This is a genomic window from Pseudochelatococcus sp. G4_1912 (assembly GCF_047501465.1).
Classification (GTDB): Bacteria; Pseudomonadota; Alphaproteobacteria; order Rhizobiales; family Beijerinckiaceae; genus Pseudochelatococcus.
In genome coordinates, this window is the sequence record NZ_JAZDRL010000001.1 from 154,955 (window position 1) to 181,139 (window position 26,185).

At 55.5% G+C, this 26,185-nt stretch carries 27 protein-coding genes; 21 read left to right on the plus strand and 6 right to left on the minus strand.

The window, feature by feature from the left end; all coding sequences use genetic code 11:
- Positions 1 to 123 precede the first annotated feature (123 nt).
- The 4 genes from VRZ32_RS00690 to VRZ32_RS00705 form a co-directional block, all read right to left on the minus strand.
- On the minus strand, positions 124 to 678 hold the full coding sequence (locus tag VRZ32_RS00690; RefSeq protein ID WP_414523521.1) for an RBBP9/YdeN family alpha/beta hydrolase: 555 nt from the start codon (positions 676 to 678) through the stop codon (positions 124 to 126).
- On the minus strand, positions 678 to 1,985 hold the full coding sequence (gene purB / locus VRZ32_RS00695; protein WP_414523522.1) for an adenylosuccinate lyase: 1,308 nt from the start codon (positions 1,983 to 1,985) through the stop codon (positions 678 to 680). Before purB ends, VRZ32_RS00690 begins: the two co-directional genes overlap by 1 nt.
- A gap of 30 nt (positions 1,986 to 2,015) precedes the next feature.
- Positions 2,016 to 2,696, minus strand: a complete 681-nt coding sequence (gene rpe, locus VRZ32_RS00700) for a ribulose-phosphate 3-epimerase (RefSeq protein ID WP_414523523.1) — start codon at positions 2,694 to 2,696, stop codon at positions 2,016 to 2,018.
- Between the two features lie 462 nt (positions 2,697 to 3,158).
- Positions 3,159 to 4,793, minus strand: coding sequence for a hypothetical protein (locus VRZ32_RS00705; protein WP_414523524.1), 1,635 nt, complete (start codon positions 4,791 to 4,793; stop codon positions 3,159 to 3,161).
- A gap of 401 nt (positions 4,794 to 5,194) precedes the next feature.
- Between VRZ32_RS00705 and gyrA the strand changes: the two genes are divergently transcribed.
- Entirely contained in the window at positions 5,195 to 7,921 is a 2,727-nt protein-coding gene (gene gyrA / locus VRZ32_RS00710) for a DNA gyrase subunit A (RefSeq protein ID WP_414524994.1), read from the plus strand.
- 10 nt (positions 7,922 to 7,931) lie between these two features.
- Positions 7,932 to 8,432 (plus strand): pantetheine-phosphate adenylyltransferase, encoded by a 501-nt coding sequence (coaD, locus tag VRZ32_RS00715; protein ID WP_414524995.1) that lies wholly within the window; start codon positions 7,932 to 7,934, stop codon positions 8,430 to 8,432.
- A 219-nt stretch (positions 8,433 to 8,651) separates the two neighbouring features.
- Here the strand turns inward: coaD and VRZ32_RS00720 are convergent, their stop codons facing one another.
- On the minus strand, positions 8,652 to 9,335 hold the full coding sequence (locus tag VRZ32_RS00720; RefSeq protein ID WP_414523525.1) for a L,D-transpeptidase: 684 nt from the start codon (positions 9,333 to 9,335) through the stop codon (positions 8,652 to 8,654).
- Between the two features lie 444 nt (positions 9,336 to 9,779).
- On the opposite strand from VRZ32_RS00720, the gene VRZ32_RS00725 reads away from it, so the two are divergent.
- The 8 genes from VRZ32_RS00725 (at position 9,780) to VRZ32_RS00760 (ending at position 16,112) form a co-directional block, all read left to right on the plus strand.
- Complete coding sequence (locus VRZ32_RS00725) at positions 9,780 to 10,373, plus strand: hypothetical protein (RefSeq protein WP_414523526.1); 594 nt, start codon at positions 9,780 to 9,782, stop codon at positions 10,371 to 10,373.
- Positions 10,267 to 11,643 (plus strand): DNA-packaging protein, encoded by a 1,377-nt coding sequence (locus VRZ32_RS00730; RefSeq protein ID WP_414523527.1) that lies wholly within the window; start codon positions 10,267 to 10,269, stop codon positions 11,641 to 11,643. The genes VRZ32_RS00725 and VRZ32_RS00730 overlap by 107 nt, the downstream gene beginning before the upstream one ends.
- A 47-nt stretch (positions 11,644 to 11,690) precedes the next feature.
- Entirely contained in the window at positions 11,691 to 12,314 is a 624-nt protein-coding gene (locus VRZ32_RS00735) for a phage tail tape measure protein (protein ID WP_414523528.1), read from the plus strand.
- Positions 12,315 to 12,504: 190 nt separating this feature from the next.
- Positions 12,505 to 13,779, plus strand: coding sequence for a phage portal protein (locus VRZ32_RS00740; protein WP_414523529.1), 1,275 nt, complete (start codon positions 12,505 to 12,507; stop codon positions 13,777 to 13,779).
- Between the two features lie 15 nt (positions 13,780 to 13,794).
- Positions 13,795 to 14,004 (plus strand): hypothetical protein, encoded by a 210-nt coding sequence (locus VRZ32_RS00745; protein ID WP_414523530.1) that lies wholly within the window; start codon positions 13,795 to 13,797, stop codon positions 14,002 to 14,004.
- A 13-nt stretch (positions 14,005 to 14,017) separates the two neighbouring features.
- Positions 14,018 to 14,215 (plus strand): hypothetical protein, encoded by a 198-nt coding sequence (locus tag VRZ32_RS00750; protein WP_414523531.1) that lies wholly within the window; start codon positions 14,018 to 14,020, stop codon positions 14,213 to 14,215.
- A complete protein-coding gene (locus VRZ32_RS00755; RefSeq protein ID WP_414523532.1) occupies positions 14,212 to 14,787 on the plus strand; it encodes an HK97 family phage prohead protease in 576 nt (191 codons plus the stop codon). Before VRZ32_RS00750 ends, VRZ32_RS00755 begins: the two co-directional genes overlap by 4 nt.
- A 14-nt stretch (positions 14,788 to 14,801) precedes the next feature.
- Positions 14,802 to 16,112: a phage major capsid protein gene (locus VRZ32_RS00760; RefSeq protein ID WP_414523533.1), complete on the plus strand. Its 1,311-nt coding sequence runs from the start codon at positions 14,802 to 14,804 to the stop codon at positions 16,110 to 16,112.
- A gap of 5 nt (positions 16,113 to 16,117) precedes the next feature.
- Here the strand turns inward: VRZ32_RS00760 and VRZ32_RS00765 are convergent, their stop codons facing one another.
- The gene (locus VRZ32_RS00765) at positions 16,118 to 16,906 is read right to left on the minus strand and encodes a S1 family peptidase (protein ID WP_414523534.1); all 789 of its coding nucleotides are present in this window, start codon (positions 16,904 to 16,906) and stop codon (positions 16,118 to 16,120) included.
- Between VRZ32_RS00765 and VRZ32_RS00770 the strand changes: the two genes are divergently transcribed.
- The 11 genes from VRZ32_RS00770 to VRZ32_RS00820 all read left to right on the plus strand — a co-directional run bounded on the left by VRZ32_RS00770 (position 16,905) and on the right by VRZ32_RS00820 (position 26,174).
- The gene (locus VRZ32_RS00770; protein WP_414523535.1) at positions 16,905 to 17,471 is read left to right on the plus strand and encodes a head-tail connector protein; all 567 of its coding nucleotides are present in this window, start codon (positions 16,905 to 16,907) and stop codon (positions 17,469 to 17,471) included. The genes VRZ32_RS00765 and VRZ32_RS00770 overlap by 2 nt on opposite strands.
- 1 nt (position 17,472) lies before the next feature.
- On the plus strand, positions 17,473 to 17,814 hold the full coding sequence (locus tag VRZ32_RS00775; protein WP_414523536.1) for a phage head closure protein: 342 nt from the start codon (positions 17,473 to 17,475) through the stop codon (positions 17,812 to 17,814).
- A complete protein-coding gene (locus tag VRZ32_RS00780; RefSeq protein WP_414523537.1) occupies positions 17,811 to 18,236 on the plus strand; it encodes a DUF3168 domain-containing protein in 426 nt (141 codons plus the stop codon). The genes VRZ32_RS00775 and VRZ32_RS00780 overlap by 4 nt, the downstream gene beginning before the upstream one ends.
- 11 nt (positions 18,237 to 18,247) lie before the next feature.
- Positions 18,248 to 18,658, plus strand: a complete 411-nt coding sequence (locus VRZ32_RS00785; RefSeq protein ID WP_414523538.1) for a phage major tail protein, TP901-1 family — start codon at positions 18,248 to 18,250, stop codon at positions 18,656 to 18,658.
- 7 nt (positions 18,659 to 18,665) lie between these two features.
- On the plus strand, positions 18,666 to 19,007 hold the full coding sequence (locus VRZ32_RS00790) for a gene transfer agent family protein (protein ID WP_414523539.1): 342 nt from the start codon (positions 18,666 to 18,668) through the stop codon (positions 19,005 to 19,007).
- 59 nt (positions 19,008 to 19,066) lie between these two features.
- A complete protein-coding gene (locus tag VRZ32_RS00795) occupies positions 19,067 to 19,237 on the plus strand; it encodes a phage tail assembly chaperone (protein WP_414523540.1) in 171 nt (56 codons plus the stop codon).
- A gap of 18 nt (positions 19,238 to 19,255) precedes the next feature.
- Entirely contained in the window at positions 19,256 to 19,891 is a 636-nt protein-coding gene (locus VRZ32_RS00800) for a TIGR02217 family protein (RefSeq protein WP_414523541.1), read from the plus strand.
- A 12-nt stretch (positions 19,892 to 19,903) separates the two neighbouring features.
- Positions 19,904 to 20,785, plus strand: a complete 882-nt coding sequence (locus VRZ32_RS00805; protein WP_414523542.1) for a DUF2163 domain-containing protein — start codon at positions 19,904 to 19,906, stop codon at positions 20,783 to 20,785.
- On the plus strand, positions 20,782 to 21,231 hold the full coding sequence (locus tag VRZ32_RS00810) for a peptidase P60 (RefSeq protein ID WP_414523543.1): 450 nt from the start codon (positions 20,782 to 20,784) through the stop codon (positions 21,229 to 21,231). Before VRZ32_RS00805 ends, VRZ32_RS00810 begins: the two co-directional genes overlap by 4 nt.
- A gap of 14 nt (positions 21,232 to 21,245) precedes the next feature.
- On the plus strand, positions 21,246 to 25,103 hold the full coding sequence (locus VRZ32_RS00815) for a baseplate multidomain protein megatron (protein WP_414523544.1): 3,858 nt from the start codon (positions 21,246 to 21,248) through the stop codon (positions 25,101 to 25,103).
- An 87-nt stretch (positions 25,104 to 25,190) separates the two neighbouring features.
- A complete protein-coding gene (locus tag VRZ32_RS00820; RefSeq protein WP_414523545.1) occupies positions 25,191 to 26,174 on the plus strand; it encodes a DUF2793 domain-containing protein in 984 nt (327 codons plus the stop codon).
- Positions 26,175 to 26,185 lie beyond the last annotated feature (11 nt).

Sequence of the window (26,185 nt, forward strand, 5' to 3'; positions counted from 1 at the left end):
TGGCGATTCAGAACCGAATCGTCAGCTCAATGTAATGACTGGCAGCACAAAAAGCACGCCCTGGGTGTCGATTAATCGGTGCAATTACACGGTTTATAGCAGGAAATTTACCCGTAGTGGCAACTAACTAATCTGTCCCAGAAAATGCCCCAGTCGCATAAGCCCTTCAGGCCATGGGCCATGGCCACTTTCGGCGTTGATGTGTCCGGTTTCACCAGCATCAACAACCGTGGAGCCCCAATCAAGCGCAATGGCTTGTGCGCGCTCAAAGCTGCAATGCGGATCATTGCGGCTGGCAATCAGAAGTGAAGGAAAGGGCAGGGGAGCTTTTGGCACCGGTGCAAACAACGCGATGGCTGGCAGTTGATCAACCGTTAATTCCGGATCAGGAACAGCCACCAGAAAACCGCCAACCACCTTATTTGGCACCAGTAATGGAGCTGCGCGAGCCACCGTGAGCACGCCAAGACTGTGCGCAACGAGCACGACAGGGCGTTTAGCTTCAGCAACGCGTTCTTGCACTGCTGCCACCCACGCGTCGGGATCAGGATTGGACCAGTCCGCCTGCACAACACGCGATGCTGTTGCGAGCCGCTTCTCCCATCGGGATTGCCAATGTTCCTCTTCCGAGTTGTGAAGACCCGGAATAATCAAGAAATCGCATTCAGAAATGCGCATCAGACTTCCCCGAATACCCGTTGGAAGATAGTATCGACATGCTTAAGATGGTAGCCGAGGTCGAAGTTTTCTTCAATTTCTGCCTCGGAAAGTGAAGCGCGGACGTCTTTATCGTTCTTCAGCAGTGTGAGAAAATCGCCTTCGCCCCGCCAAACAGGCATCGCGTTGCGCTGTACCAGGCGGTATGCTTCTTCGCGTGATACGCCCTTTTGCGTCAACGCCAGCAGCACTCGCTGGGAATGCACAAGGCCACCAAGCTTATCCAGATTAGCTTGCATGTTTTCTGGATAAACAACGAGCTTGTCGATTACATTCGCGAGCCGTGCCAGTGCAAAGTCCAGCGTAATCGTGGCGTCGGGGCCGATCATGCGCTCCACTGATGAATGCGAAATGTCACGCTCGTGCCAAAGTGCTACGTTTTCCATCGCAGGTTGAGCATAGGCGCGCACCATACGGGCAAGGCCGGTCAGATTTTCCGTCAAGACCGGATTGCGCTTATGTGGCATCGCTGATGAGCCTTTTTGGCCCTCAGAGAAGAACTCTTCAGCCTCATAGACTTCACTACGCTGAAGGTGGCGCACCTCAACCGAAAGACGCTCAATGGAAGAAGCGATAACGGCGAGTGTTGCGAAATACATCGCATGCCGATCACGTGGGATAACCTGCGTCGATGCTGGTTCAACCGTTAAACCAAGCTTATCGGCGACATAGGTTTCAATGCTGGGGTCAATGTTCGCAAAAGTGCCGACCGCACCGGAAATCGCACAAGTTGCAATCTCCTTACGGGCAGCGACGAGGCGCTCACGGCAGCGTTCAAATTCGGCATAAGCCTGGGCCATCTTGAGGCCAAAAGTAAGCGGCTCAGCATGGATGCCATGTGAACGGCCAATGGTCGGTGTGAGCTTATATTCAAATGCACGACGCTTAAGAGCTGCGAGAAGCGCGTCAAGGTCAGCGAGCAGGATGTCGCTGGCGCGTGCAAGCTGTACATTGAAGCAGGTGTCGAGCACGTCTGACGAAGTCATTCCCTGATGCACAAAGCGGGCTTCCGGCCCCACAATTTCGGAGAGATGCGTCAAGAAAGCGATAACATCATGCTTGACCTCGCGTTCGATTGTATCAATACGTGCGACGTCAAAATTAGCTTTCGAGCCCTTTTCCCATACGATTTCGGCAGATTCCTTAGGAACAACGCCGAGATTCGCGAGCGCCGTTGTTGCATGGGCCTCGATTTCAAACCAGATGCGAAACTTCGTTTCTGGTGACCAGATGGCAACCATCTCAGGGCGGCTGTAGCGCGGGATCATGAGGGGCTCCTTGAGTTTCTTAATGCGCCGTCAGGCCCATTCGCCAATTACGGCTTCGCCTGCCTTACGGATGGCAGAAATGTTATCAGCATAAACGCTCTCGCCGCCTTTAAACACTGCCGATCCCGCAACAAGCGCCCGCGCGCCCGCTTTCACAATTGCCGGAGCAGTTTCTGCGGTGACTCCGCCATCAACCTCAATGACAATCGGGCGGTTACCAATCAATGCGCGCGCCTGGGCCACTTTAGCGACTGCCGAGGGAATAAATGACTGCCCGCCAAATCCAGGATTGACACTCATAATCAAAATCAAATCAACATCGTCCAGCACATGTTCAAGCGCGCTTACAGGTGTTGCCGGATTAAGGGCCACGCCTGCCTTCTTGCCAAGGCCGCGGATGGCTTGCAGCGTGCGATGCAAATGGGGGCCGGCTTCAACATGCGCGGTGATGATATCAGCGCCCGCCTGCGCGAATGCTGGCAGGTAAGGATCGACAGGGGCGATCATCAGATGCACGTCGAGGATTTTCTTGGTCAAAGGGCGGATTGCGCGCACAACCTCGGGGCCGAAGCTGATGTTGGGCACAAAATGGCCATCCATAACATCAATATGGATCCAATCCGCGCCAGCCCTGTCTATGGCCTCAACCTCGTCGCCGAAACGAGCAAAGTTGGATGCGAGAATGGAAGGGGCAATCGACAAGGAAGACATGCTGCGCACCAGACACAATGATTAACGAAAGGCGTCAGGCACGTAGCATGTTAGATCGATATTCGCAACAGACTAAATTATTTTATGTATTCATGCTTTATTCGTGTCAAATATAAATCCGTTTTAAGTTTATTTAGGATAAAATTTTATTTTTATGCCGTTTTCTATAATATATATTGCAAATTTCTGTTTCTTTAAAGGGTGTATGTTTTAATATCTGAATGGTATCATCATTTTTTCTGCCTTACATGTTCCAAGGCAGATAAGCTTAGATGCTCTAAGCCATATATTTGCGTATCTGAACGCTAAATTTCTGAGCAAGAGGATAAGAGGGGTATCCTCTTGCTAGAGCAATAGAATTACCAGCTTGTGGTACTATCAGGCTGATTTAATAAAGAAGCAGCAAATAGGTTTGCGAGTTCACTGCCTCATCGCTGCTACTTCCATAGCGGGGGGTATTTATCACCCTGGCTGTATACGCTGCCAGAGCTGCCCTAATGTTGTGTTCTCTACTTTTATCTGGAGAATTTCTGCGCGCAGTGCCATAGCAGCTTGCATATCAGCTTCAGCAGCACCTTGCTCTGCCTTCGCCTTTTGGTAATCTGCTTTGGCCTTTTGATAAATTAGTGCTCTTTTCTCCACTGACTGCACAGCTTTCAGCGACGGTGTATTTGAATTCTTTCTATATTTTCTAATTACTTTTTTGCTGTTTTTCAGTGCTTTCCAGCTCTTTTCCTGGTTTGTTTCTGCCGTTTGCAGTTGAGTTTTAATCTCTGTGACTGTGTGCGTCATAGGTGCAATGCTGTCTAGCGCGTTGCTTATCTCCTGCGAGACAGCGCTGATAGCAGCTACAAGGATAAGATCTTCAGCTGTTCCATAGCCACGTTCTGCTAGTTCTCTCAAATTGATATAGTCAGTATTTCGCAATGCTTCTTGCAAGCGAGTACCGCGGAACTCCCCCTTCTGCGAGGAGCGATTTGAGAAATTAAAAGAGACTTCTTTCCCGCTATCAGCGTCTTTGAACGTAGCTTTAAAAGTTGGCGTTTCTCCCTCTATAGCCGTGTTATCTGTAATGGATATCAAATTATTTTTTTGGCATATGGGATCGTCAAGCATTTTTGTGAGTTCAGCTTGCTTATTTTTTTCCGCCATGCACTGTATATTGCCGTTGCGGAAATTCTCAATGGAGAGCTGCTCCGTTATACTTCGCATCTGTTTTTGTACGAGAATGCTGATTTCGCTTTTAACTGCCAGAATGCGAGCGTCTTGGCTATTGGCAGCGCTAGATGATATTAACTGGTCATCAATTTTGAAATCGTAGTAAGTGCTGGTATCTGTTGTGTCGTTTGAAGAGCTTTCGCTTCTTGTCAGCCTCGCAACAGGGAAGCCCATGCAGTCAAGTGGTGGGGTTTTAGATAAGACAACTCTCGCAATATCTTCAAATTTTTTCCATGGATTCTTATCCGAAAATGAATTTGCAATTTCTTGCAATTCAGCTTCCGCATCTACAGATGGATTGCGTTTTATCAAAATATCTGACGTTTTCGCGGCGATTAAGACGCTCTCTATTTTTTCTTTGGCGGCTGGATTATTAATATCAGCAGAATTTAGCGCGAACTTCCCCATTTTCAGGGTAACTTGCCCCTCTTTTGTCGTGTCCAGTTTTAAATGATGCCGCTCTTCTGGTCGAAGCTGCATACGGAGTAGTTGGAAGCTCTCTGACGGGGATTTTTTATATATAGCATTAAATACATGCTCAGCTGCTTCACCTGCGTTTGAGCGCAGCATCTTGGGCAGGATGAAATCAAGTATCCTATTCCAGATCCCGACTGATACCCGGGCTTCTTCCGGTGATTTGGCTTGGCGTACACGCTCTAGAGCGCTTGAATTTAAGTGCTCCAGGCCCTTGAAAGCCGAGGTTGAGAGTTGGACAATAATGCGGTCCGATAAAAATGGGGAGACCTCTCCAGCTGCTTTCACCACGGGGGCGCCAGATTGTGAGGGCGCTGGCAGTTGTGGATCATTAATATTTGAAGTGTTTTGAGGCGGTGTACTCTCAGCTGATTTGATTTTGTTAGAGCTATCAAAATGAACCATAACAAACTCCCGCAAGTATATAATCCAAAATTAATAAGATGGCTAAATCATCAATTTATATAAGCTCATTTAATTTCATAACCCCTCTTGTAGGGATGCTTGCGATGCTATCCTTATCGCATTTTGACGGCCCTTTGTGTGATGTTTGGCACAAAAAAGACAAAAAAAAGATCGTTTTGTGACGCGAAGCTGTGCCTGGGAAAGTGCTGGCAAGACTCTACCTTGGGTAACTAATGCGTTGGCAACTTGCGTCTTGCGCTTTGGTTGAGGTGGCATTTTGAGTTTGAATGAGTTAGAGCAAGAGTCGCCTCATTATGGGGACTAAGCAGAAATCGTTTCTGGGCGGTTTTCCTTAAAGGACGTATTCCTTGGCTGACGAACACGATAAGCCCGGCGCCGGTATGCCGGGAAGCGACATTAAACCTGTTTCAATCATCGATGAGATGAAGCGCAGCTACCTCGATTACGCCATGAGCGTGATCGTTAGCCGTGCGCTTCCGGATTTGCGCGATGGCCTCAAGCCCGTGCATCGACGGATTCTTTTCTCGATGTCGGAAAACGGCTACACGCCTGACAAGAAATACGTCAAATCAGCCCGCATAGTGGGTGACGTTATGGGTCAATATCACCCCCATGGCGACTCCTCGATCTATGACGCACTCGTACGCATGGCGCAGGGATTTTCCATGCGCCTGCCACTTGTCGATGGCCAGGGTAACTTCGGTTCCGTCGATGGTGATCCTGCTGCTGCGATGCGATATACTGAATCGCGCATGGCTAAGGCTGCCATGGCAATTCTGGAGGATATCGATAAGGACACCGTCGATTTCCGCCCCAACTATGATGAATCAAAATTTGAGCCGGTGGTGTTGCCGGCACGCTTTCCTAATCTGCTGGTGAATGGTGCAGGCGGTATCGCGGTTGGTATGGCCACAAACATCCCTCCCCATAATCTGGGCGAGGTTGTAGATGCGTGTGTTGCCTATATTGCGGATCCCGAGATCACGACTGAGTCGTTGATCGAGATAGTGCCTGGCCCGGATTTCCCTACCGGTGCCACCATTCTGGGGCGTTCAGGCATCCGGTCAGCCTATACGACGGGGCGCGGCTCCATTGTGCAGCGGGCCAAAAGCCGCATTGAAGAAATTCGTAAAGATCGTGAAGCCATTATCTTCACCGAGATTCCCTATCAGGTGAATAAGGCAACGCTTTGCGAGCGCATCGGCGAGCTGGTGCGCGAGAAAAAGATCGAAGGTATTGCAGAACTACGCGATGAATCAGACCGCGATGGAATGCGCATCGTCATTGAGCTGAAGCGTGATGCTGTCGGTGAGGTGGTTCTGAATCAGCTTTACCGCTTCACTGCGCTACAATCCAGCTTCGGTGCCAATATGGTGGCGCTCAATGGTGGTCGGCCAGAGCAGTTGACGCTGCGGGATATGATCAGCGCCTTTGTCGATTTCCGTGAAGAAGTCGTGGCCCGGCGTACGCGGTTCTTGCTCAACAAGGCGCGGGATCGTGCGCATGTGTTGGTAGGGCTTGCTATCGCTGTGGCGAACATTGATGAGGTCATTCGTCTGATCCGCACATCGCCAGATCCCAATACGGCGCGCGAATTGCTAATGACGCGCGATTGGCCGGCGCGAGATGTCGAGTCGCTGATTGTGTTGATCGCGGATCCACGCCATTTTGTTCAAGAAGATGGCACTTACCGGCTATCTGAAACGCAAGCACGCGCTATTCTCGAATTGCGGTTGCAGCGTTTGACAGCACTTGGTCGCGATGAAATCGCTGATGAGTTGAATAAGCTGGCAGCTGAAATTGAGGATTATCTCGATATTCTGCAGTCGCGCGTACGCATTATGGGCATTGTGCGCGATGAGTTGCTGGCTGTGCGAGAGGCGTTTGCAACGCCTCGTCGTACCGAGATCGTCGATTGGGATTCCGATGTCGATGACGAGGACCTGATCCAGCGTGAGGATATGGTCGTTACAGTTTCGCACGCGGGGTATATTAAGCGCGTGCCGCTTTCAACCTATCGTGCACAGCGCCGTGGCGGTAAAGGGCGCTCTGCCATGCAGACGCGCGATGCGGATTTTGTGACACGCTTGTTCGTGGCTAATACGCATACGCCTGTGCTGTTCTTCTCGTCGCGCGGGCAGGTTTATAAGGAAAAAGTGTGGCGGCTTCCGCTTTCTGCGCCTAATGCGCGCGGTAAGGCGCTCGTGAATATTCTGCCCTTGGCAGAAGGTGAACGTATTACCACAATTATGCCGCTTCCGGAGGATGAGGCGAGCTGGGCAACTCTCGATGTCATGTTTGCTACGGCTTCAGGGAATGTTCGTCGTAACAAGCTTTCTGACTTCGTGCAGGTGAATCGAGCCGGTAAAATTGCCATGAAGCTCGATGAAGGCGATCATATCGTGGATGTGCAGATTAGCACTGAAATGGATGACGTGCTGTTGACGACCGCATCAGGGCAGGCGATTCGCTTTGCAACACCGGAAGTGCGTGTGTTCAAGGGGCGCGATTCCACGGGCGTCCGTGGTATTACGCTTGCAAAAGATGACACAGTGATTTCGTTGTCGATCCTGCGCCATATGGATGCTACCGCGGAAGAGCGTGTCACCTATCTTAAACTTGCCAATGCAGCGCGCCGCGCCGTTAACGGTGAGGGCCTTGAAACTGAAGAGCCAGTTGAAGCGGAAGACGGAGCGCAGGAAATCGCGCTGGGGCAGGAGCGCTATGCAACGCTTAGTGCTGCTGAGCAATTCGTGCTGACGCTCTCTGAAAACGGTTATGGCAAACGCACGTCCTCTTATGAATATCGCGTTACAGGGCGTGGCGGTAAGGGCATCGTCGCCATGGCAGTGAATGAACGGAATGGGCAACTTGTTGCATCGTTCCCCGTTGAGGGGTCAGATCAGATCATGCTGGTGACCGATGGCGGGCAGCTTATCCGTGTGCCTGTGGAAGGCATTCGGATGACGGGCCGTTCAGCACAGGGTGTGATTGTGTTCAATACCTCGGCTGACGAACATGTTGTATCAGTCGAACGCATCACTGATGAAGGCGATGACAGCGAAGGCGACGGAGCTGATATCAGTGACGAGGCTGGCGAAGGCTGAGGGAAACCTGATGACGCGGGTGGCGATTTATGCAGGGTCGTTCGATCCAGTAACCAATGGCCACCTTGATGTGGTGCGGGGCGCTGTATTGCTGGCCGATAAGCTGGTTGTCGCCATCGGCATTCATCCAGGCAAGACGCCGCTGTTCTCCGCGCAAGAACGTGCTGCGATGCTTAATGAAGAATGCGCTCCACTGGCGCATATTGCTGGGGTCGATTTCGAAGTTGTGACGTTTGATGATCTCGTGGTGTCAGCAGCTCATAGAGCTGGAGCTTCAATCCTGATAAGAGGGCTTCGGGATGGCTCGGATCTTGATTATGAAATGCAGATGGCTGGTATGAATGGTGTTCTGGCGCCTGATGTGCAGACAGTTTTTCTGCCAGCTTCACCCTCGACGCGACCAATCACTGCAACACTGGTACGCCAAATTGCCAAGATGGGCGGCGATATTTCACACTTCGTCCCTGACCGTGTCGTTGAAAGGCTCCGTAAGCGTTTGGCTGGAGCGTGACAATAGCGGTAGGCAGCTGTGGAAATTTAGAGTCAGACCGATTATTTGTAAAAAAGGGGAGAGCGTGTCATGCACGCTCTCCCCTTTTTCTTGATCGTTGGTATTGCCGCCAAACTTAGAGTTGCGCTCAATCAACCAGGAGGAGGCTTTCTACCCTGTCGGCATGCATATGATAATGCATTTATATTCGCGGGTGCGAAAACCACCATCTTTGACGTGTTACGAAAACTCGGCGAGCTCTGGAGGCAACTGTGATTTCAGTACGACGACCTTGGTGCCGAGCGGGATGCGGGCATGTAGGTCGACAATGTCCTGATTCAGGAGACGGATGCATCCGCTCGATAATGACTGGCCAATTGATGACGGGTCATTGGTGCCATGGATACGATAAAGTGTATCGCGATCACCCTGATAGAGATATAGCGCGCGGGCACCCAGTGGGTTATCCAGGCTAGGCCTCATACCGTTGCGGTACTTTTCCAGCTCAGGCTGACGTTTAATCATCTCCGATGGAGGTGTCCAAACGGGCCATTCTGCCTTGCGGCGAATGTTTGCACGACCATTCCAGTCAAACCCATCGCGACCAACACCGACACCATAGCGAATGGCGCGGCCCTCTGGGCGCACGAGGAACAGGAAGTGATTGCCCGGATCGATCACAATAGTGCCCGGCTGTTCCGGCGTGGGGTATGCAACCTCACGGCGGAAGAACTGAGGGTCGATCATTTCAAGATCAACTGCCGGCACAGGAAAGCGCTCATATGGCATTGCTGCATACATGCGCACAAAGTGCGGATCGATTTGTGGAATTACCGGTTCAAGTACCGGTGGCGGTTGGGTCGCGCATGCCGCAACCGCAAAGGGGGCGCCAAGTACGAACGCTCGTCTGCTGATCGTTACCATAATGTCCTCAAGACTGACAAAGTCCACCCTCGCCCTCGCCCGAAGAGAAGGCAATTTCAAGACGTATCAGGGCCTAAATGCCCTTGTTGACCGCAGTTGATAGCAAATACGTTAACGTGTGGTATTTTGAGCACGATTTTGGGACGTTTTTGTTCAATTGCCTGTGAACAGCGCGAAAATGGGTATTTCAGGATAGGAAAATAGTCCTTGACATCGTAACGGTGTTCAGCTAGGTTTCATACATGCTCCAAAAGTGTGCCTGAAAGTCGCTGACGTCTCCGGACCGGCGGCTTTTTTGTTATGCATTCTGTGGGGCGTATCGGACATTGGATTGATGCTCAATGTACCATCATGGCATTTCAGTGTGTGAAGCTGGATCGCAACCGTGTTGCTCATCATCCGGCTCTTTCTGGTTTTACCCGACACGTTGAATGAGGAGGGGTCATGCCTCTATCTGACCGTGCTGCTATTAGAGGCAGCGCTGATGAAGTCGTGTGGGCGGAGGCGCAGCGTCTTTATGAACAGACGCGCACACCCGCGCAGGATATCGCCACTATGCTCGGACGGGATAATACCCGCGCACTCTATCGCATCGCGGAACGACGCGGCTGGAAGCGACAAATCCGCGAGCGCGGCAGGCCAGGCACACATGAAGTGAGTGCGAAAACATCTGACCGACGCGATCTGGTTTCGGGTGTTAAGGGGCGCCGCCAGCTTATCCAGAAGCTGGAAAAGACAGTAGGACGCGAAATAGCAGCCATCGATGCGCGGCTACGGAAATTTGCTTCAGCCGATGCGGATGGTGTGCATGGCATAGATCATGAACGCCATGCAAGGGCGCTTGCTACTCTTGCGAGGACTTTGCGAGAGCTTGCAGCAATTGAACGCGCAGAATTGCAGGCGCTCGATGCGCAACTGTCAGAGGATGACGATGACGATTTCCCGCGCGATGCCGATACGCTCCGAAACACGCTTGCGCAACGCCTTGAGCAATTGTCTCAAGAGCGGGAATCTCGTGCGTTTTCTGACGACCTGTGAGCCAGCAGACCTGCACTATCTATCGCATGCATGGGCTGAGGTTTGGGCGCGTGACGATCAATTGCCGCCTGAAATTGCGCAAGGCGGCGATGATTGGACAGTGTGGCTCGTGATTGGAGGTCGCGGAGCCGGTAAAACGCGTACGGGAGCTGAATGGGTGAGGGGAATGGCACTGGGATTGCCGCCCTTCAGTAATGTGCCGATCAGGCGGATCGCACTCGTTGGCGAGACAATTGCTGATGTGCGGGAGGTGATGGTTGAGGGGGTTTCAGGGGTGCTGGCTGTGCACCCGCGTAGTGAGCGGCCAACGTGGATTCCTACGCGCCGCAGATTGGAATGGCCAAACGGTTCTGTAGCGCAGGTATTCTCGGCTGAGGACCCGGAAGCATTGCGTGGCCCGCAATTCGGCGCGGCGTGGTGCGATGAATTATGCAAATGGCGTCATGCCGAGGAGACATGGGATATGTTGCAATTTGGTCTGCGTCTGGGGGAGCAGCCGCGTGAACTCGTCACCACGACACCGCGCCCTATTCCTTTGCTGAAGAAGCTCATGGCGGACCCACGTGCGGCCATCACCCGGGCATCGACTCGCGCCAATGCCTGGAATCTCGCGCCTGCTTTTCTTGATGCGGTCGTGGGGCGTTATGCCGGCACGCGTCTGGGGAGACAGGAGCTGGAGGGTGAGCTGATCGAGGAGCGTGCAGATGCGCTCTGGACACGCGCTACGATTGAGGCCGCGCGTGTTGAGGATGTGCCGCCTCTCTCGCGGATCGTGGTAGCGGTTGATCCACCTGCGACTTCCGGTAAGCGGGCAGATGCATGTGGTCTGGTTGTGGCCGGATGTGATGATGCTGGTACATTTTATGTGCTTGAAGATGCCACAATGGAAAGGGCACGGCCCGCAGAATGGGCGGCGCGCGCTATAGCCCTTTATCATCATCATGCAGCTGATGCGCTCGTGGTTGAAGTCAATCAGGGGGGCGAGATGGCAACCGCTGTACTGAACGAAGTGGATGCAAGTGTACCGGTTACCGCTGTGCGGGCCACGCGTGGGAAGTATTTGCGGGCAGAGCCTATTGCTGCGCTCTATGAGCAGAGCCGGGTGCGGCATGCAGGTGTTTTTCCGGCACTTGAGGATGAGATGAGTGATTTTGCTCCGGGCGGCCTATCCAATGGGCGCTCACCCGATCGGCTGGATGCACTCGTTTGGGCGATCACAGCCCTTGCGCCTGTAGTCAAGGTGTCTGAACCGCGCGTAAGGCGGCTTTGACGATATCTTTATTCAAGCAGGTGCTTGCCTTAATCAAGGAGTGAATGATGAGCGATATCGGCGCTGGCAATGGGGTTTCAGATAACTTCACCGTAAGTGTGGAAGCCACACGTGAGGCCATGCTTGATCTTGAGAACGTCGCGAAACGTTTTGGAAATACCGTCACCGGAGTGTTCTCGCGGGCGGTTGTTAATGGCAAGCAGTTTGATGATGTGATCCGATCACTTGGCGCGCGCCTTACCCAAATGGCGCTGCAATCTGCGCTGAAACCACTCGAATCCGTAATCAGCTCTGGCCTCAGTGGATTGCTTGATAAGGGTATTGGTTCGCTGGGATCAGCACTTTCCGGTAATCTCTTTGCCGCCAATGCTGCAGGCAATGTGATTGCCGGGGGGGCAGTACGGCCCTTCGCGAATGGTGGTGTTGTTGCTTCACCCACGTATTTCCCGCTTGGGCGGGGAGCGGGGCTAATGGGTGAAAAAGGTGCTGAGGCCATCATGCCACTTGCGCGCGGTCCTGATGGGAAGCTCGGTGTGCAAGCCGGTGGCGGTGGGAGTAGCAGCGTCAACGTGATCATCAATGCGCAGGATGTAGAGAGCTTTCGACGCTCCGAAGCTCAGGTCGCAGCCTCCCTGGCCCGGGCTGTATCACGCGGCCGTCGCGCCCTATAGGATGCATTGATCTTCGCATCAGTGGGCCTGCAAATGGCACAACTCTCTGCGCTTCCGGTGCTCATGGATATTGGTCCATGGCGCTCCGGTTTTCGAGTGGTCACTCCTAGGTGAAGCTCAAAGTATCTTAGATTGCACCTCTTCGCGCATTATTACGCGCGCGCTTTATCCAACCAGTCAGGACATTGCCATGCCTTCATTCATCAACCGCCTGCTGGGCGGGGGAGAGCGCTTGCGCGCGGCTCCCGTGGGAATATCTGCAAACAATCATGCAGCCGCCAATGTGGTGGCACCGCAGGAACGGAAAGCATCAAGAACTGCTGCGTTGTTTGCGATGTCCGGGCTGGGGCGACCCGTTTGGACGCCGCGCGATTATCAGGCGCTCGCTCGTGAAGGGTTTCAGCGCAATGCAGTGGTGCATCGCTGCGTACGGCTAATTGCGGAATCTGCTGCATCCATCCCGCTGCTGCTCAAGGATGGGCGACAGGAATATGATGAGCATCCATTGCTTGCATTGCTGGCGCGCCCTAATCCGCGCGAGGCTGGGGCAACGTTTCTTGAAGCAATTTATGGGCATCTACTCGTTGCCGGTAATGCCTATGTGGAAGCGGTCGCGCTGGATGGAATGCCGCGTGAGCTTTATGCGCTGCGACCAGATCGCATGCAGGTGGTGCCGGGGCCCGATGGGTGGCCTGCTGCTTATGATTATCGGGCCGGAAGTAAAAGCGTGCGCTTCCCGCAGGATGGTGAAGTGCCACCGATCTTGCATCTGCGGCTGTTTCATCCTGCTGATGATCACTATGGCCTGTCGCCCATGGAAGCAGCAGCTGTCGCGCTTGATATCCATAATGCTTCTGCCAGCTGGAATAAGGCGCTGCTCGATAATGCCGCGCGGCCTTCCGGGGCGCTGATCTATGCAGGGCCCGATGGCGCAAACATGACCGATGCGCAGTTCGAGCGGTTGAAGGCTGAGCTTGAGGCGCAGTTTCAGGGGGTTGCGAATGCGGGCCGGCCTTTGTTGCTCGAAGGTGGGCTGGAATGGCGGCAGTTGTCACTCACACCGGCTGAGATGGACTTTACCGAAGCGCGTGCAGCTGCCGTGCGGGAGATTGCGCTCGCATTCGGTGTGCCGCCGCTGATGCTCGGCCTGCCTGGTGACTCTACTTATGCGAACTATGCTGAGGCTAACCGGGCGTTCTGGCGCCAGACGGTTATTCCCCTGGTGCGGCGTACTGCGCAGGCCTTGTCACACTGGCTTTCACCGGCATTTGGGGCAGGGCTGAATCTGGATCCCGATCTCGATTGTGTTGAGGCGCTTTCTGGTGAGCGTGAGGCGTTGTGGCGGCGGATTACTGCAGCAGATTTTCTCTCAGATGACGAAAAGCGCGAAGCCGTTGGCTATGGCGAGCGTAGCGGAGCAGGGCATGGTGCGCCGGGCAGTCATATGCCTTTACGCGGCGCGTGAGGTGGAGAATGCATCATGCCTGCTGTCTCGGCGTTGGCCCCTGTGGCCGAAAGCTTCATTGCGCGTGGTGATCTTGCTCACCTCGCGCTTTTCATGTGGGCGGCGGGAGCATCGCTCCTGCTGGTGCTGACGCTACGCGACCTGGCGAGCGCAAACCAACGCTTCGATGCATTCGTGCGCGAACTCGCCCGCTTCAACCGTCGGCACAAGGAGGACATGTCATGACAGGAGAAGCCGCATGGCCAAATCAGTAAGCCGCGCCGTGCCGCGTAAGCCCGCGCCAAAACGCGCTGAACCACCTGGCAAGATGCGGACGGCTGAGGAGGCGATTTCCGGCTTCATCCGCACACTCGAACGTCTCGATTCTGTCTCGACGCAGGCAACGCCAACATCCACGCAGAATAAGGCGCAGCCGCATCCATCGGAGGGGCAATGATGCACCCGGATCTGCATAAACGTCTCGACCAAAAGCCGGAACTCAAAGCCTTGTCGGGGGTGATCGGCCCCATCGATGAGGATGGGGTGTTCGAAGGATATGCAAGCCTGTTCGGAGTCCCCGACCTTAGCGGCGATATCATCGAAGCTGGTGCCTTTAGCGATAGCCTGGCCAAGCGCGGTGCTTCCGGCGTGCGGCTTTTGTGGCAGCACGATCCGGGCGATCCACTCGGCGTGTGGCTGTCGTTCTCTGAAGATGCATGGGGCTTGAAGGTGCGTGGACGCCTCAGCCTTGAAGCGCAGCGTGCACGTGATGTGCATGCGCTGCTGAAAACCGGAGCCGTCGATGGCTTATCCATCGGGTTTCGCACCGAACGCGCACGCCGGGAAGCATCCGGCATGCGCAGAATCTTCCGGCTTGATCTGTGGGAAGTGTCGATCGTGACATTTCCTATGGCACCGGGAGCGCGGGTTACATCAACGTCGCCCGCGACCAAAAGTGACGTTGCGCACGACACCCTGACGCCGTTGGCCGAGGCCATCCGACGGGTAGCCGCAGAACTTCATTCCTGACTGGAGAGATCTTCATGACCGTTGAATACCAAGCTTCTTCGCCAAATGCCGGAGCTGTCGGTGCGCCCGAGACAAAGGTTGCGCACTCGGAAGTTTCTTCCGCATTCTCAGACTTCTCGCGCGCTTTTTCGGCGTTCCGTGAAGCAAACGATGCGCGTATCGACGCACTCGAAACCCGTATGGCGGGCGATCCCATCATCGAGGAGAAAGTGGCGCGGATTGACCGCGCAATCGATGAAGCCAAAAGCCGCCTCGATCGGTTGATGCTTGATGGACGTCGCCCATTGCTTGCAGGCGTTGAGGGGGGCGCCAGTGATCCGACGGTCAATGAGCACAAGGGCGCGTTTAATGCCTATGTGCGCGGTGGTGAGACATCCGGGTTGAAGGCGCTGGAACTCAAAGCGCTTGAGACGCGGGCAATGTCGGCAGGTTCTGGGCCGGATGGTGGGTATCTTACGCCGGATTCAGTAGAACGTGAGGTGATTGCGCGTCTTGGTGTTATCTCGCCAATGCGCTCGCTTGCGTCTGTTCGCCTGATTTCCGGTGCTTCTTATAAGGGCGCTATTGCACGCACTGCGGTAGGCTCTGGCTGGGTAGCTGAGACGGCTGCCCGCCCCCAGACAGATTCGCCGGTATTGGAAGAGCTCGATTTTCCTGCGCTTGAGCTTTATGCATTGCCAGCTGCAACGCAGACGCTTCTCGATGATGCTGTCGTCAATATTGAGGAATGGCTCGTTTCCGAAATCGAGACGGCCTTTGCTGAACAGGAAAGCAAGGCTTTCATTGAAGGTACTGGCACCGGTCAGCCAAAGGGTATCATCAAGTATCCAACGATTGCTAACGCAAGTTGGGAGTGGGGCAAGCTTGGTACGACCGTGACAGGTGCCGCAGGTGCTTTCCCTGCCAGCAATCCGGCAGATATCCTGCTTGACCTGATCTATAGCCTCAAGGCTGGTTATCGTCAGAACGGCACCTTCATTATGAACCGCAAGGTGCAAAGCGCCGTGCGCAAGTTGAAGGATAGCAATGGTCACTACCTGTGGCAGGCACCTGCAACGGCTGATCAGGCTGCATCGCTGTTCTCGTTCCCGATTGTGGAAGCAGAGCATATGCCTGATATCGCAGCTGACAGCCTCTCAATCGCGTTCGGTGACTTCCGTCGCGGTTATCTGATTGTCGACCGCGCAGGCGTGCGGGTGTTGCGTGATCCTTACTCAGCAAAGCCTTACGTGCTGTTCTACACCACCAAGCGTGTGGGGGGCGGTATTCAGGACTTTGATGCGATCAAGATGCTGAAGTTCGGTACAGTCGCCGCTTCAGCCTGATCAGGTTAGCGCCATAAAGCCGTGCGGCCCCAACGCTTGAGCGTGCCGTCGATAAACCCGCGTTGCGGGGCGACGAGCATGCCTTGCGTAAGAAGGCCGCATTGGCTGGTGCCGCGGCCCTTTGCCCAGGTGGAAATAGCGATGACGGCTCCATCACTTCTGATGATGGGGCCGCCTGAATCGCCCTGACATACGCCCGCGCCTGGACGTTTGCCAACACCAATCGGATCAGCCGCCCAGAGCAGTAGCTTGCCCGGGCCATAAGGCTCAACCACGACAAGATCAGCGGCGCGGAAGGTGCCGGTTGTTCTGGCTTCGCCTTCTTTCGATACGCCCCAGCCTAAAGCCGTGACGGGCGTGCCTTCTCGCGGAAGGCGGGCAGCGCTCAGGGGGGCGGGCGAGAAGCGCGTAGGGAGCGGGTCTTGCAGGCGGATGAGGCCAAGATCGATAGAGCGTTGACGCGCTTCAACTGCGTCAGCGTTGTAGCCGCCGTGTGTGGCGATTTCAGCCGGTTCGAGCAGGATCGGCTCACCTGATGAATCACGAAAATGAACGCGCACGTTGCGCCCACCCGCCACGCAATGGCCCGCGGTGAGCACGATATCCTGCGCAACGATAACACCTGAACACACACCGCCGCCCTCAGACAGCACCATCACAGTGTGCGATTTCAGCGGACCGTTGTCCTCCGCGCCGTTGACGATGGCGGCTGCGGGGGAGGCAAACGCCAACACGAGCGACACCACCATGGCAGGGGCCAGGCGGAAACTCCTCAGATTACGAAGGATCATCATGACCCCGATTCTCCTGACCGGACCGTTGGTGGAGCCGGTAACGCTTGCCGATATTAAAGGATATCTGCGCCTCGACGGTAATGATGAGGACAGACTCATCAACTCCCTTATGGCAGCCGCCCGCATGTTGGTCGAGGCTAAAAGTGGACGCTGCCTTATCGCCCAGACATGGCGGTTGGTATTTAATCGTTGGCCTGCCGGTGGCGCAATCCGGGTGCCGTTGTCGCCCGTGATACGCATTGTCGAAGCGCGCGTTTATGATCTTGATGGCGAGGCGATCACCGTGCCGCCAAGCCATTTTCATCTTGATACTCTGGCTGATCCTGCGCGCATCATTATGGCGGGGCCAATGCCTTTGCCAGGCCGGGCATATGGGGGAATCGAAATCGATCTGCGGGTAGGCTTTGGCGAAACCGCAGCCGAAGTGCCGATGCCGCTGCGCCAGGCCGTGCGCGCTATCGTCGCGCGGTGGTTCGAGAACCGGGGCGACGATCCAGAGTATGTGCCGGCTATCCCCCGTGAAGTTCTGGCGCTGATCGATCCTTTCAAACGCATGAGGCTTTGACATGGCGACAACCGTAATGATTGGCGCGCGGCGGCGGCGTTTTGCGCTGGAGGCACCAGTTGAGCTTGGTGATGGTGCAGGCGGGGTGACGCGGCAGTTTAAATGCATCGCACAGATATGGGGAGCGATCGAGGCGCTTGGCATGTCGTCCAGTGCATCACGGGATATTGCGGATCGAAGGGAGCTCGCATCGCGCTATCGCATCGTATTGCGTTGGCGGGATGACATCAATGGTACGCGGCGGTTGCGGCTTGATGATCGCGTGTTTGCGGTGCTTTCCGCGCGTGATCCGGATGGGCGACGACGCGATCTGGTCGTGGTGGCCGAGGAGGTGACGCCATGAGCGACAAGGAGCCGGTATTGGCTTTGCGCGAGGCCCTCATAACGCAGTTGACGGGCGATCCGGCGCTGGTGGCGCTGATGGGCGGAACGCGCATTTATGATGAAACGCCGCGCGGGTTGAGTGGCGTTTATGCGGCTTTTTCCGAAACACGTTTGCGCGATTGGTCAACCGGTTCAGACCGTGGGCATGAGCAGGATCTGGCGATCACCATCTGGTCAACCGAGGGAGGTGTGCGGCCAGCGCTTCAGGTGGCGGCGCGAATTGAGATGTTGCTGCATGACGCGGCGTTGGTGCTCGATGGGCATCGGCTGGTGAATCTGCAGTTGACAGCCTCAGAGGTACGCAGGGATGAGCGCGCCAATCGATCGCGCGTCATTATGCGGCTGCGGGCTGTGACGGAAGTCGTTGTTTCAGATATTTGATGGAGGATCGGATGGGTGCCCAGAAAGGCAAAGACCTGCTGCTGAAAGTGCGCAATGAGCTGGGTGCATTCGTCACCGTGGCTGGCCTGCGTGCGCGGCAGATTGCTTTCAATGCAGAGACAGTGGATGTGACACATGCTGAATCTGCCGGAAGATGGCGTGAGCTGCTTGCCGGAGCGGGCGTGCGCCGGGCCAGCGTGACCGGATCTGGCGTTTTCAAGGATGATGTTTCTGATGCACTTGTGCGCCAGAGCTTCTTCGATGGAACTATCGAAACCTGGCAGGTGATCGTGCCCGATTTTGGCCGGATCGAAGGAGCGTTTCAAGTGACGAGCCTTGAATATCGCGGCGATCATGCGGGTGAGGTTACGTTTGATCTGGCGCTGGAATCTGCCAGCTCTCTCATCTTTACAGCGGCGTGAGGTTGATATGGCCAATCGCAGACGTGGAGAGATTGAAGCCGTTCTTGGCGGTGAAAAATACACGCTTGTGCTGACGCTGGGTGCGCTGGCTGAGCTGGAGAGCGCCTTCGGTGTGGCCGATCTCGCGGCATTGGGCGAGCGGTTGTCATTAGGCAAGTTGTCTGCGCGCGATATCATTTGCATCTTGCAAGCAGGATTGGCGGGCGCCGGTGCTGATGTTGATGTGGCGCGCCTGCCGGTGGCAGCCGCTCTGCCGGAATATGCACGGGCAGTAGCGGATCTGCTGGCGGCGACATTCGGGGTTGTGGAGGCTGCCAGCTCTACGCCGGATTTTACTGCAAACCCCTAGACGTCGCAGACGTAAATGCCGTCAGAACCGGGCCGCGTCCCTTCCCCTGGGAGGAGGCGATGCAGCTCGGTTTTGGCGTTCTGCGGCTGTCTTCACGGGCATTCTGGTGCATGACGCCACGCGAATTGGCGGCTGCATCTGCAGGCGTTTACGGCGTGCCGCGTCAGCCGCTGACACAGACTGATCTTCTTGCGCTCATGGGCGCTTTTCCCGACGATTTTACAAGCTGATACGCAATGAGGTGAGCCATGCCGGCCAGTTTCCATGAAGTGCGCTTCCCGCTCGATGTTGCGCGGGGCAGTCGCGGGGGGCCAGAATGGCGTACCGATATCGTGACGCTCGGCTCCGGGGCTGAGCACAGAAATGCCCGCTGGGGGCAATCACGCCGCCGGTATGATGCGGGCTATGGCATCAAGACGCTCGATGCGCTGCATGCCGTGCTTGCCTTTTTCGAGGAGCGGCGCGGACGACTTCATGGCTTTCGCTGGCATGATCGACTGGATTGCCGCTCGGGAGCGCCGTTGCAAGAGCCAACCTTTGGCGATCAGCAGATTGGTATCGGCGATGGTGAGACGCAAACGTTTCAGCTTGTGAAGCGATATGGCGCGGGCTTCGCGCCATATATGCGGCGTATCGCCAAACCGGTCGCGGGTTCTGTGAAGGTTGGTGTGACAGATACTGAAGTTGCTGCGGAGGCCTTCAGCGTTGATGACAGCACTGGCCTGGTAACGCTTGCGACTGCGCCATTGCCGGGGGCGGTAGTGACGGCGGGCTTTGCTTTCGATGTGCCTGTGCGCTTCGATACTGATGCGCTCGATGTTGATCTTGCGGCTTTTTCCGCCGGCGTCATTCCGACAATTCCACTCATCGAAATCATTGATTGAGGAGAGGCTGCCATGCGCGCTTTATCTGAAGGCTTCAGCTCGCATCTGGGAGAGGGGGTTACCACGCTCTGCCGATGCTGGAAGGTGCTGCGCCGCGATGGTGTGGTTGCAGGCTATACCGATCACGATCGCGATCTGACATTTGCAAATGTGACGTTTCTTGCGCGCTCCGGGCTTGAGGCGGCTGAGGCTTCGAGCGAGCTGGGCTTTGCTGTCAGCGGTGGCGATGTTGCGGGTGTACTTGCCTCTGCCAGTATTTCCGAGGACGATCTGACGCGTGGCAAATATGATGATGCCAGTATTGAGACGTGGCTCGTAAATTGGAGCAATGTTGAAGAACGTGTGCTGCTTGATTTGTCATCGATTGGTGAGATCAAGCGTAGCGAACATGCATTCACCGCTGAGTTGCGCGGGCTGATGCATCGCTATGACGAGGAACGTGGCCGGATTTATCGCGCGGATTGTACGGCTGATCTGGGTGATCAGCGGTGCAAGGTGGTGCTCAATACGCCGGCGCTACGCGCTGATGGTGTGGTAGAGGCGACCGATGGGCGGCTCGGGTTTTCAGCCGCTGTACTGGGTGGTTATGCCAACGGGTGGTTTACTGGAGGTGCGCTCACGTTTGTGACAGGCGCTAATGCCGGGACGACTGTTGAGGTGAAATCGCATGGCGGTGCAACGCTGCAGCTGTGGGTGCCCGCTGTGAAAGAGATCGCTGTGGGTGATCAGTTTGTTGTTACGGCTGGTTGCGACAAGAGCGTGGCGACGTGCCGGGCGAAGTTCTCTAACGTTGTGAATTTTCGCGGCTTTCCGCACATGCCGGGCAACGACTTCATCATTCGCTATCCCCTGCAAGGCGAGCCAGGGCTTGATGGCGGGAGCATGTTCCGATGATTACGCGCGAACTAATCTGCAGGGAAGCGCGCGGGTGGATCGGCACACCTTATCTGCACCAGGCCTCAATCAAGGGTGTGGGGTGCGATTGCCTTGGGCTCGTGCGCGGGGTTTGGCTCGCGCTGTATGATGTTGCGCCGGAAGTGCCGCCACCATACAGGGCCGATTGGGCTGAGGCGGGGGGCATGGAGACCTTGCGCGATGCTGCGACCCGCCATCTCGTGCCAATCCTGCTTGATGAGATTGGGCCGGGGGATGTGCTGTTGTTTCGCTGGCGTGCGCATGTGCCTGCCAAGCATCTCGCTATCGTAACACACGCTGACGCTGATGACGTGCGGATGGTGCATGCCCACGATGGGGCATCGGTGTGTGAGGTGGCGCTTTCTGGCTGGTGGCGGCGACATCTTGCTTACGCTTTTTCATTTCCAAATATTCTTGATCAATAAGAAGGAATACGTCCATGGCGACTTTGGTGCTTCAGGTAGCAGGGGCTGCGGTGGGCGGACTCGTCGGCGGGCCGATCGGTGCCATTGCCGGGCGGGCAATTGGTGGGCTGGCTGGTGCTGTCATCGATAGCCAGCTGTTTGGCGGAGGCGGTGGCACGCAATATCGCGAGGGGCCGCGCCTGACGGATATGGATGGCTTGAGCTCAACAGAAGGTGCACCTGTGCCGCGCGTATATGGACGCGCGCGTATTGGTGGACAGCTGATTTGGGCTACGCGATTTGAAGAGGTCGTGGAGCATGAGATGTCGCGTGCGAAGCGTGGCGGTAAGGGTGGTGTGGTCAAGGGGCCGAAAACCATTACCACGACCTACAGCTATTACGCCAACCTCGCTATTGGCCTGTGCGAGGGGCCTATTGCGCAAGTGCGAAGGATCTGGGCTGACGGCAAGGAACTGAAGCCTGAGATCGATTATCGGGTTTATAAAGGTACTGAAGATCAGTTGCCGGACCATCTGATCATCGCAAAGGAAGGCATGCAACATGCGCCAGCTTATCGTGGATTGGCATATGTTGTGTTTGAACACCTGCCGCTGGCGGAGTTCGGCAATCGGGTGCCGCAGTTCACGTTTGAGGTAATACGCCCAGCAAATGGGTTGGGCGAGCGCATCCGGGCTGTTGAGGTTATTCCTGGCGCGTCTGAGTTTGCCTATGAAACGGCAACCGTGATGCGGATGCTGGGGCCTGGGGTTTCGGCACCGGAAAATCAGCATCAGGGCCAACGCGGCACAGATATGCTGGCATCATTTGATGCGCTGGCTGCTGTATGCCCTAACCTGCAACGGGTGGCGATTGTAACAAGCTGGTTTGGGAATGATTTACGTGCCGGTCAATGCACGATCAAACCGCGCGTGGAGTATAATAATAAACATACATTCGGCGGCACGTGGTCTGTTGCCGGGCTGTTGCGACATCAGGTGGAAGAGGTAAGCCGTATCGATGGCAATCCGGCTTATGGCGGTACGCCTTCTGATGCTTCAGTGCTGGCTATTATTCAGGAAGCCAAGGCGCGTGGATGGCAGGTAACGCTTTATCCATTCGTGATGATGGATGTGCCTGCCGGCAATACCCTGATCGATCCGCGTACGGGAGCCGTTGGGCAACCGCCTTATCCATGGCGAGGGCGCGTTACCTGTGATCCTGCGCCGGGACGCCCGGGAACAGTGGATGGAACGTCTGCGGCGACTGTACAGGTTGCAAGCCTGTTCGGAGCCGCTGATGGCTGGGGATTGCGACGGCTTGTGCGCCATTATGCTGGTCTGGCGGTGCAGGCTGGTGGGGTGGATGCCATCGTGCTTGGGTCCGAGATGATCGGGCTGACGCGGGTGCGTTCAAGCTCTGGCGTTTATCCGGCGGTTGAAGAGTTCAGAGCCTTGGCCGCTGAGGTGCGCGGGATTGTTGGTGGAGATACTTATCTCACTTATGCTGCCGATTGGACGGAGTATGGTGCGCATGTGCTCAATGGTGGGCAGGAAGTGCGCTTTCCGCTCGATCCATTATGGGCTGATCCTAATATTAATGTCATTGGCATTGATTTTTATGCGCCGCTTTCAGACTGGCGCGATGGCACAACTCATCTTGATGCGTCGGATGTAGCTTCAGTTTATGACCTTGATTATCTCACACGAGGGGTAACATCGGGAGAGGCATTCGATTGGTATTATGCGGATGATGCAGCGCGGGCTGCTCAGGTGCGTATGCCTATCATCGATAATGATTATGGCAAGCCATGGATTCACCGCCAGAAAGATTTAGCCGGATGGTGGAGCAATCCGCATATCGAGCGCATGGATGGCCTGGAGATTGGTGCAACCCCCTGGGTGGCGTATAGCAAGCATATCTGGCTGACGGAAATCGGCATTCCAGCAGTTGATCGAGGCACCAATGGGCCGAATGTTTTTCCTGATCCGAAATCTTCTGAATCGGCTTATCCGCCATTCTCGCGGGGGATGCGCGATGATCTTATTCAAAACCGGGGATTGCGCGCGCTGATCAATGCGTATGGATCGGGGCATACGGCAGCTAATCCGCTATCGCCTTTCGATGGGCAGCCGATGGTTGATGCAAGCCGGCTTTATGTCTGGACCTGGGATGCACGGCCTTATCCGGCATTTCCGAGCCTCACCAGCATCTGGCGCGATGGTGACAATTGGGAAACGGGCCATTGGCTAACAGGCCGCCTTGAAGGGCTGACGCTGGAGGCGCTGGTTGCTGCTATCGTTGCCGATTGGGGGCTGGAGGCTGCTGATATCAAGCTTGATGGGGAGCTTGATGGGTATGTGGTGGATCGCCCATTGTCAGCACGGCAGGTGCTGGAACCGCTGGCTGGCAGTTTTGGCTTCCATGCTGTTGCAAGTGCGGGCGTCGTGCGCTTTCGGGGAAATGCAGGACCTGCTGTGCTCGCTGTGACGGCAAATGAGATTGTGCCGGATCGCGATGGCGCAGGTATCACGCTGCGGCGTGCGCAGGAAACCGATCTGCCATCGGAAATCCGTTTGGGCTTTACGGACAGCTATCGGGATTATCGTCGCTCGGCGGCGCTTTCCAGGCGTCTGGCCGTGGGGAGCAAGCGTTCGGAGGGGCGTGATCTGGCGGCCGTCATGCGGCCGGGGCTTGCGCAGCATTTAGCTGATATTGGCCTTCAAGCAATCTGGGTGGGGCGGGAGACAGCAAGTTTCACACTCTCACCACGCCATGCAGGGCTTGAGCCTGGCGATATCATTGCACTGCCGGTTGGGGAGGAGATGCGTCCTTTCCGGGTGTCGCGGATATCGGATGGAGTTGCGCGGCAGGTGGAGGTGCATGCTGTGGCGCCTTCACTTGAGCGTGATGCGGTGCCAGATTTGCCGCGTCCGCTGCCGAGCATTCCACAAGTGCCAGGACCGCCAGCGGTTACGGTGCTGGATCTACCGATCAGTGTTTCTGATCCGCAGCCGCTGCAGGTGATGGCGGTATTTGCTGATCCGTGGCCCAGCGCTGAGGGTATATGGCGCTCAGCTGATGGGGCAAGCTACGATCTGCATACCATTGCTGATCTGCGCTCGATTGTGGGTGAAACAATCACCGTTCTGGGACCGGGGCCAGTCTGGCGTTGGGATGTTGGTAACAGTGTCGATGTGCGTTTGCGCGGCGGGCTTTTGAGCAGCATTTCCGATGCGGCGACATTTGCTGCTGGCAACGCAATTGCGGTGCAGGGAGCAGATGGCCGCTGGGAGGTGTTGTGTGCAGCGCATGCGGAGCTCGTTGGCGATGGTGTTGTGCGTTTATCGCGCTTGCTGCGTGGGCTTGGCGGATCGGAACCCGAGGCCGCGCGTAGCGTGCCAATCGGCGCAAAGGTTGTGGTGCTCGATAGTGCACTGGTGCCGCTGACAACGGAGGTGAGCGATATCGGGCGTCCATGGCGCTACCGTGTGGGGCCAATCGCTAGCGATCACGCAGGGCCGATGGTGGTGGAAGTGACTGCGGCTGCAACTACAGAAACGCTGAAGCCGCTGATGCCTGTACATCTGCGGGCGCGCCGCGAAGGAAGTGGTATCCGTATTTCTTTTATCCGTCGCACGCGGATTGGGGGAGATAATTGGGAACTCTCGGAAGTACCATTATCGGAAGAGCGTGAAGCCTATGAGATCGATATTTTTGATGGTGCAGGCGTGAAACGCACACTCAGCTCCACAGAGCCATTCGTGATTTATGAGAACGCACTTGAAATTGCCGATTTCGGCGCAGCCCAAACATCGCTTCATGTTTCTGTGAGCCAGATTAGCGCGACGGCTGGGCGTGGATTTGAGGCTGTTGCAACACTGAAGGTGCGTTAGGCTATCGGTTATCTATCTGTTTATGCATCATAATTTCCTAATAGGGGTGCCAGTTTTCTGGTTTGATGCAGTATAAGGATCAACATCATGAGTGAGACGACCAAGCTGCGGCTGCCATTTCTGGCAGCGGCGCAGGCGCAGAAACATGTCACCCATAATGAAGCACTGCTGAAGCTCGATGCGCTTGTGCATCTTGAAGTGCTCGACCGTGATTTGAGCGTGCCGCCGTCTAGTCCCCTTGAGGGAGACCGCTATATCGTTGCGGCTGGTGCGTCTGGTGCATGGGATGGTGAGAGCGGGCACATCGCTGCTTGGCAGGACGGTGCATGGCACTTCTATGAGCCGCAAATCGGCTGGCTTTCATTTGTACGTGATGAGGGCACACTTTATGTCAGGGTCTCTGGCGGGTGGGCGGCAGTCAGCGGCGGTGGTAGCGGTGGCGGTGGGCCGCTGCAGGATGTCACGCTGTTCGGTTTGGGTATGGAAGCGGATGCGCTTAATCCATTCTCGGCCAAGACCGAAAACGTGCTCTGGACAACCAAAACAGTAAGTGAAGGTGGCTCCGGCGATCTACGTTATAGCTTCAATAAAGAGGCGCTGGCTAACGTGCTCTCGCTGTTGTTTCATCGCAATTTCTCCGGACGGGTTGAGGTTGGGCTGATAGGCGATGATGACTTTCAGATTAAGGTGTCATCGGACGGCGCGACCTGGCATGAAGCTATGCGAGTGGATGGCGCAACTGGCAGGACCACATTTGCGCAGGGGATAGCCCCGCTTCCATGGGTGGATGTAACCGATGCATCTACGATCGTTATTAACGCTGCATCTGGCGACAAATTTCGAGTGGCATCGAGCGGCACACGTGCGGTGGCCAAGCCCACCAATCTCGTTGATGGGATGCGGTTCTTGCTGCGCATCACCAATAGCGCCGCAATCACGTTGACGCTCAATTCAGCATTTGAGCCACTTTCTGGAACAGCGCCGACTTTACGTCTGGCGTCCGGGCAGATGAACACATTCGATTGTATCTATGACGCCGCCGCCGACAAGGTTTTCTATACCTGGTATTGAAGACGGGAGCT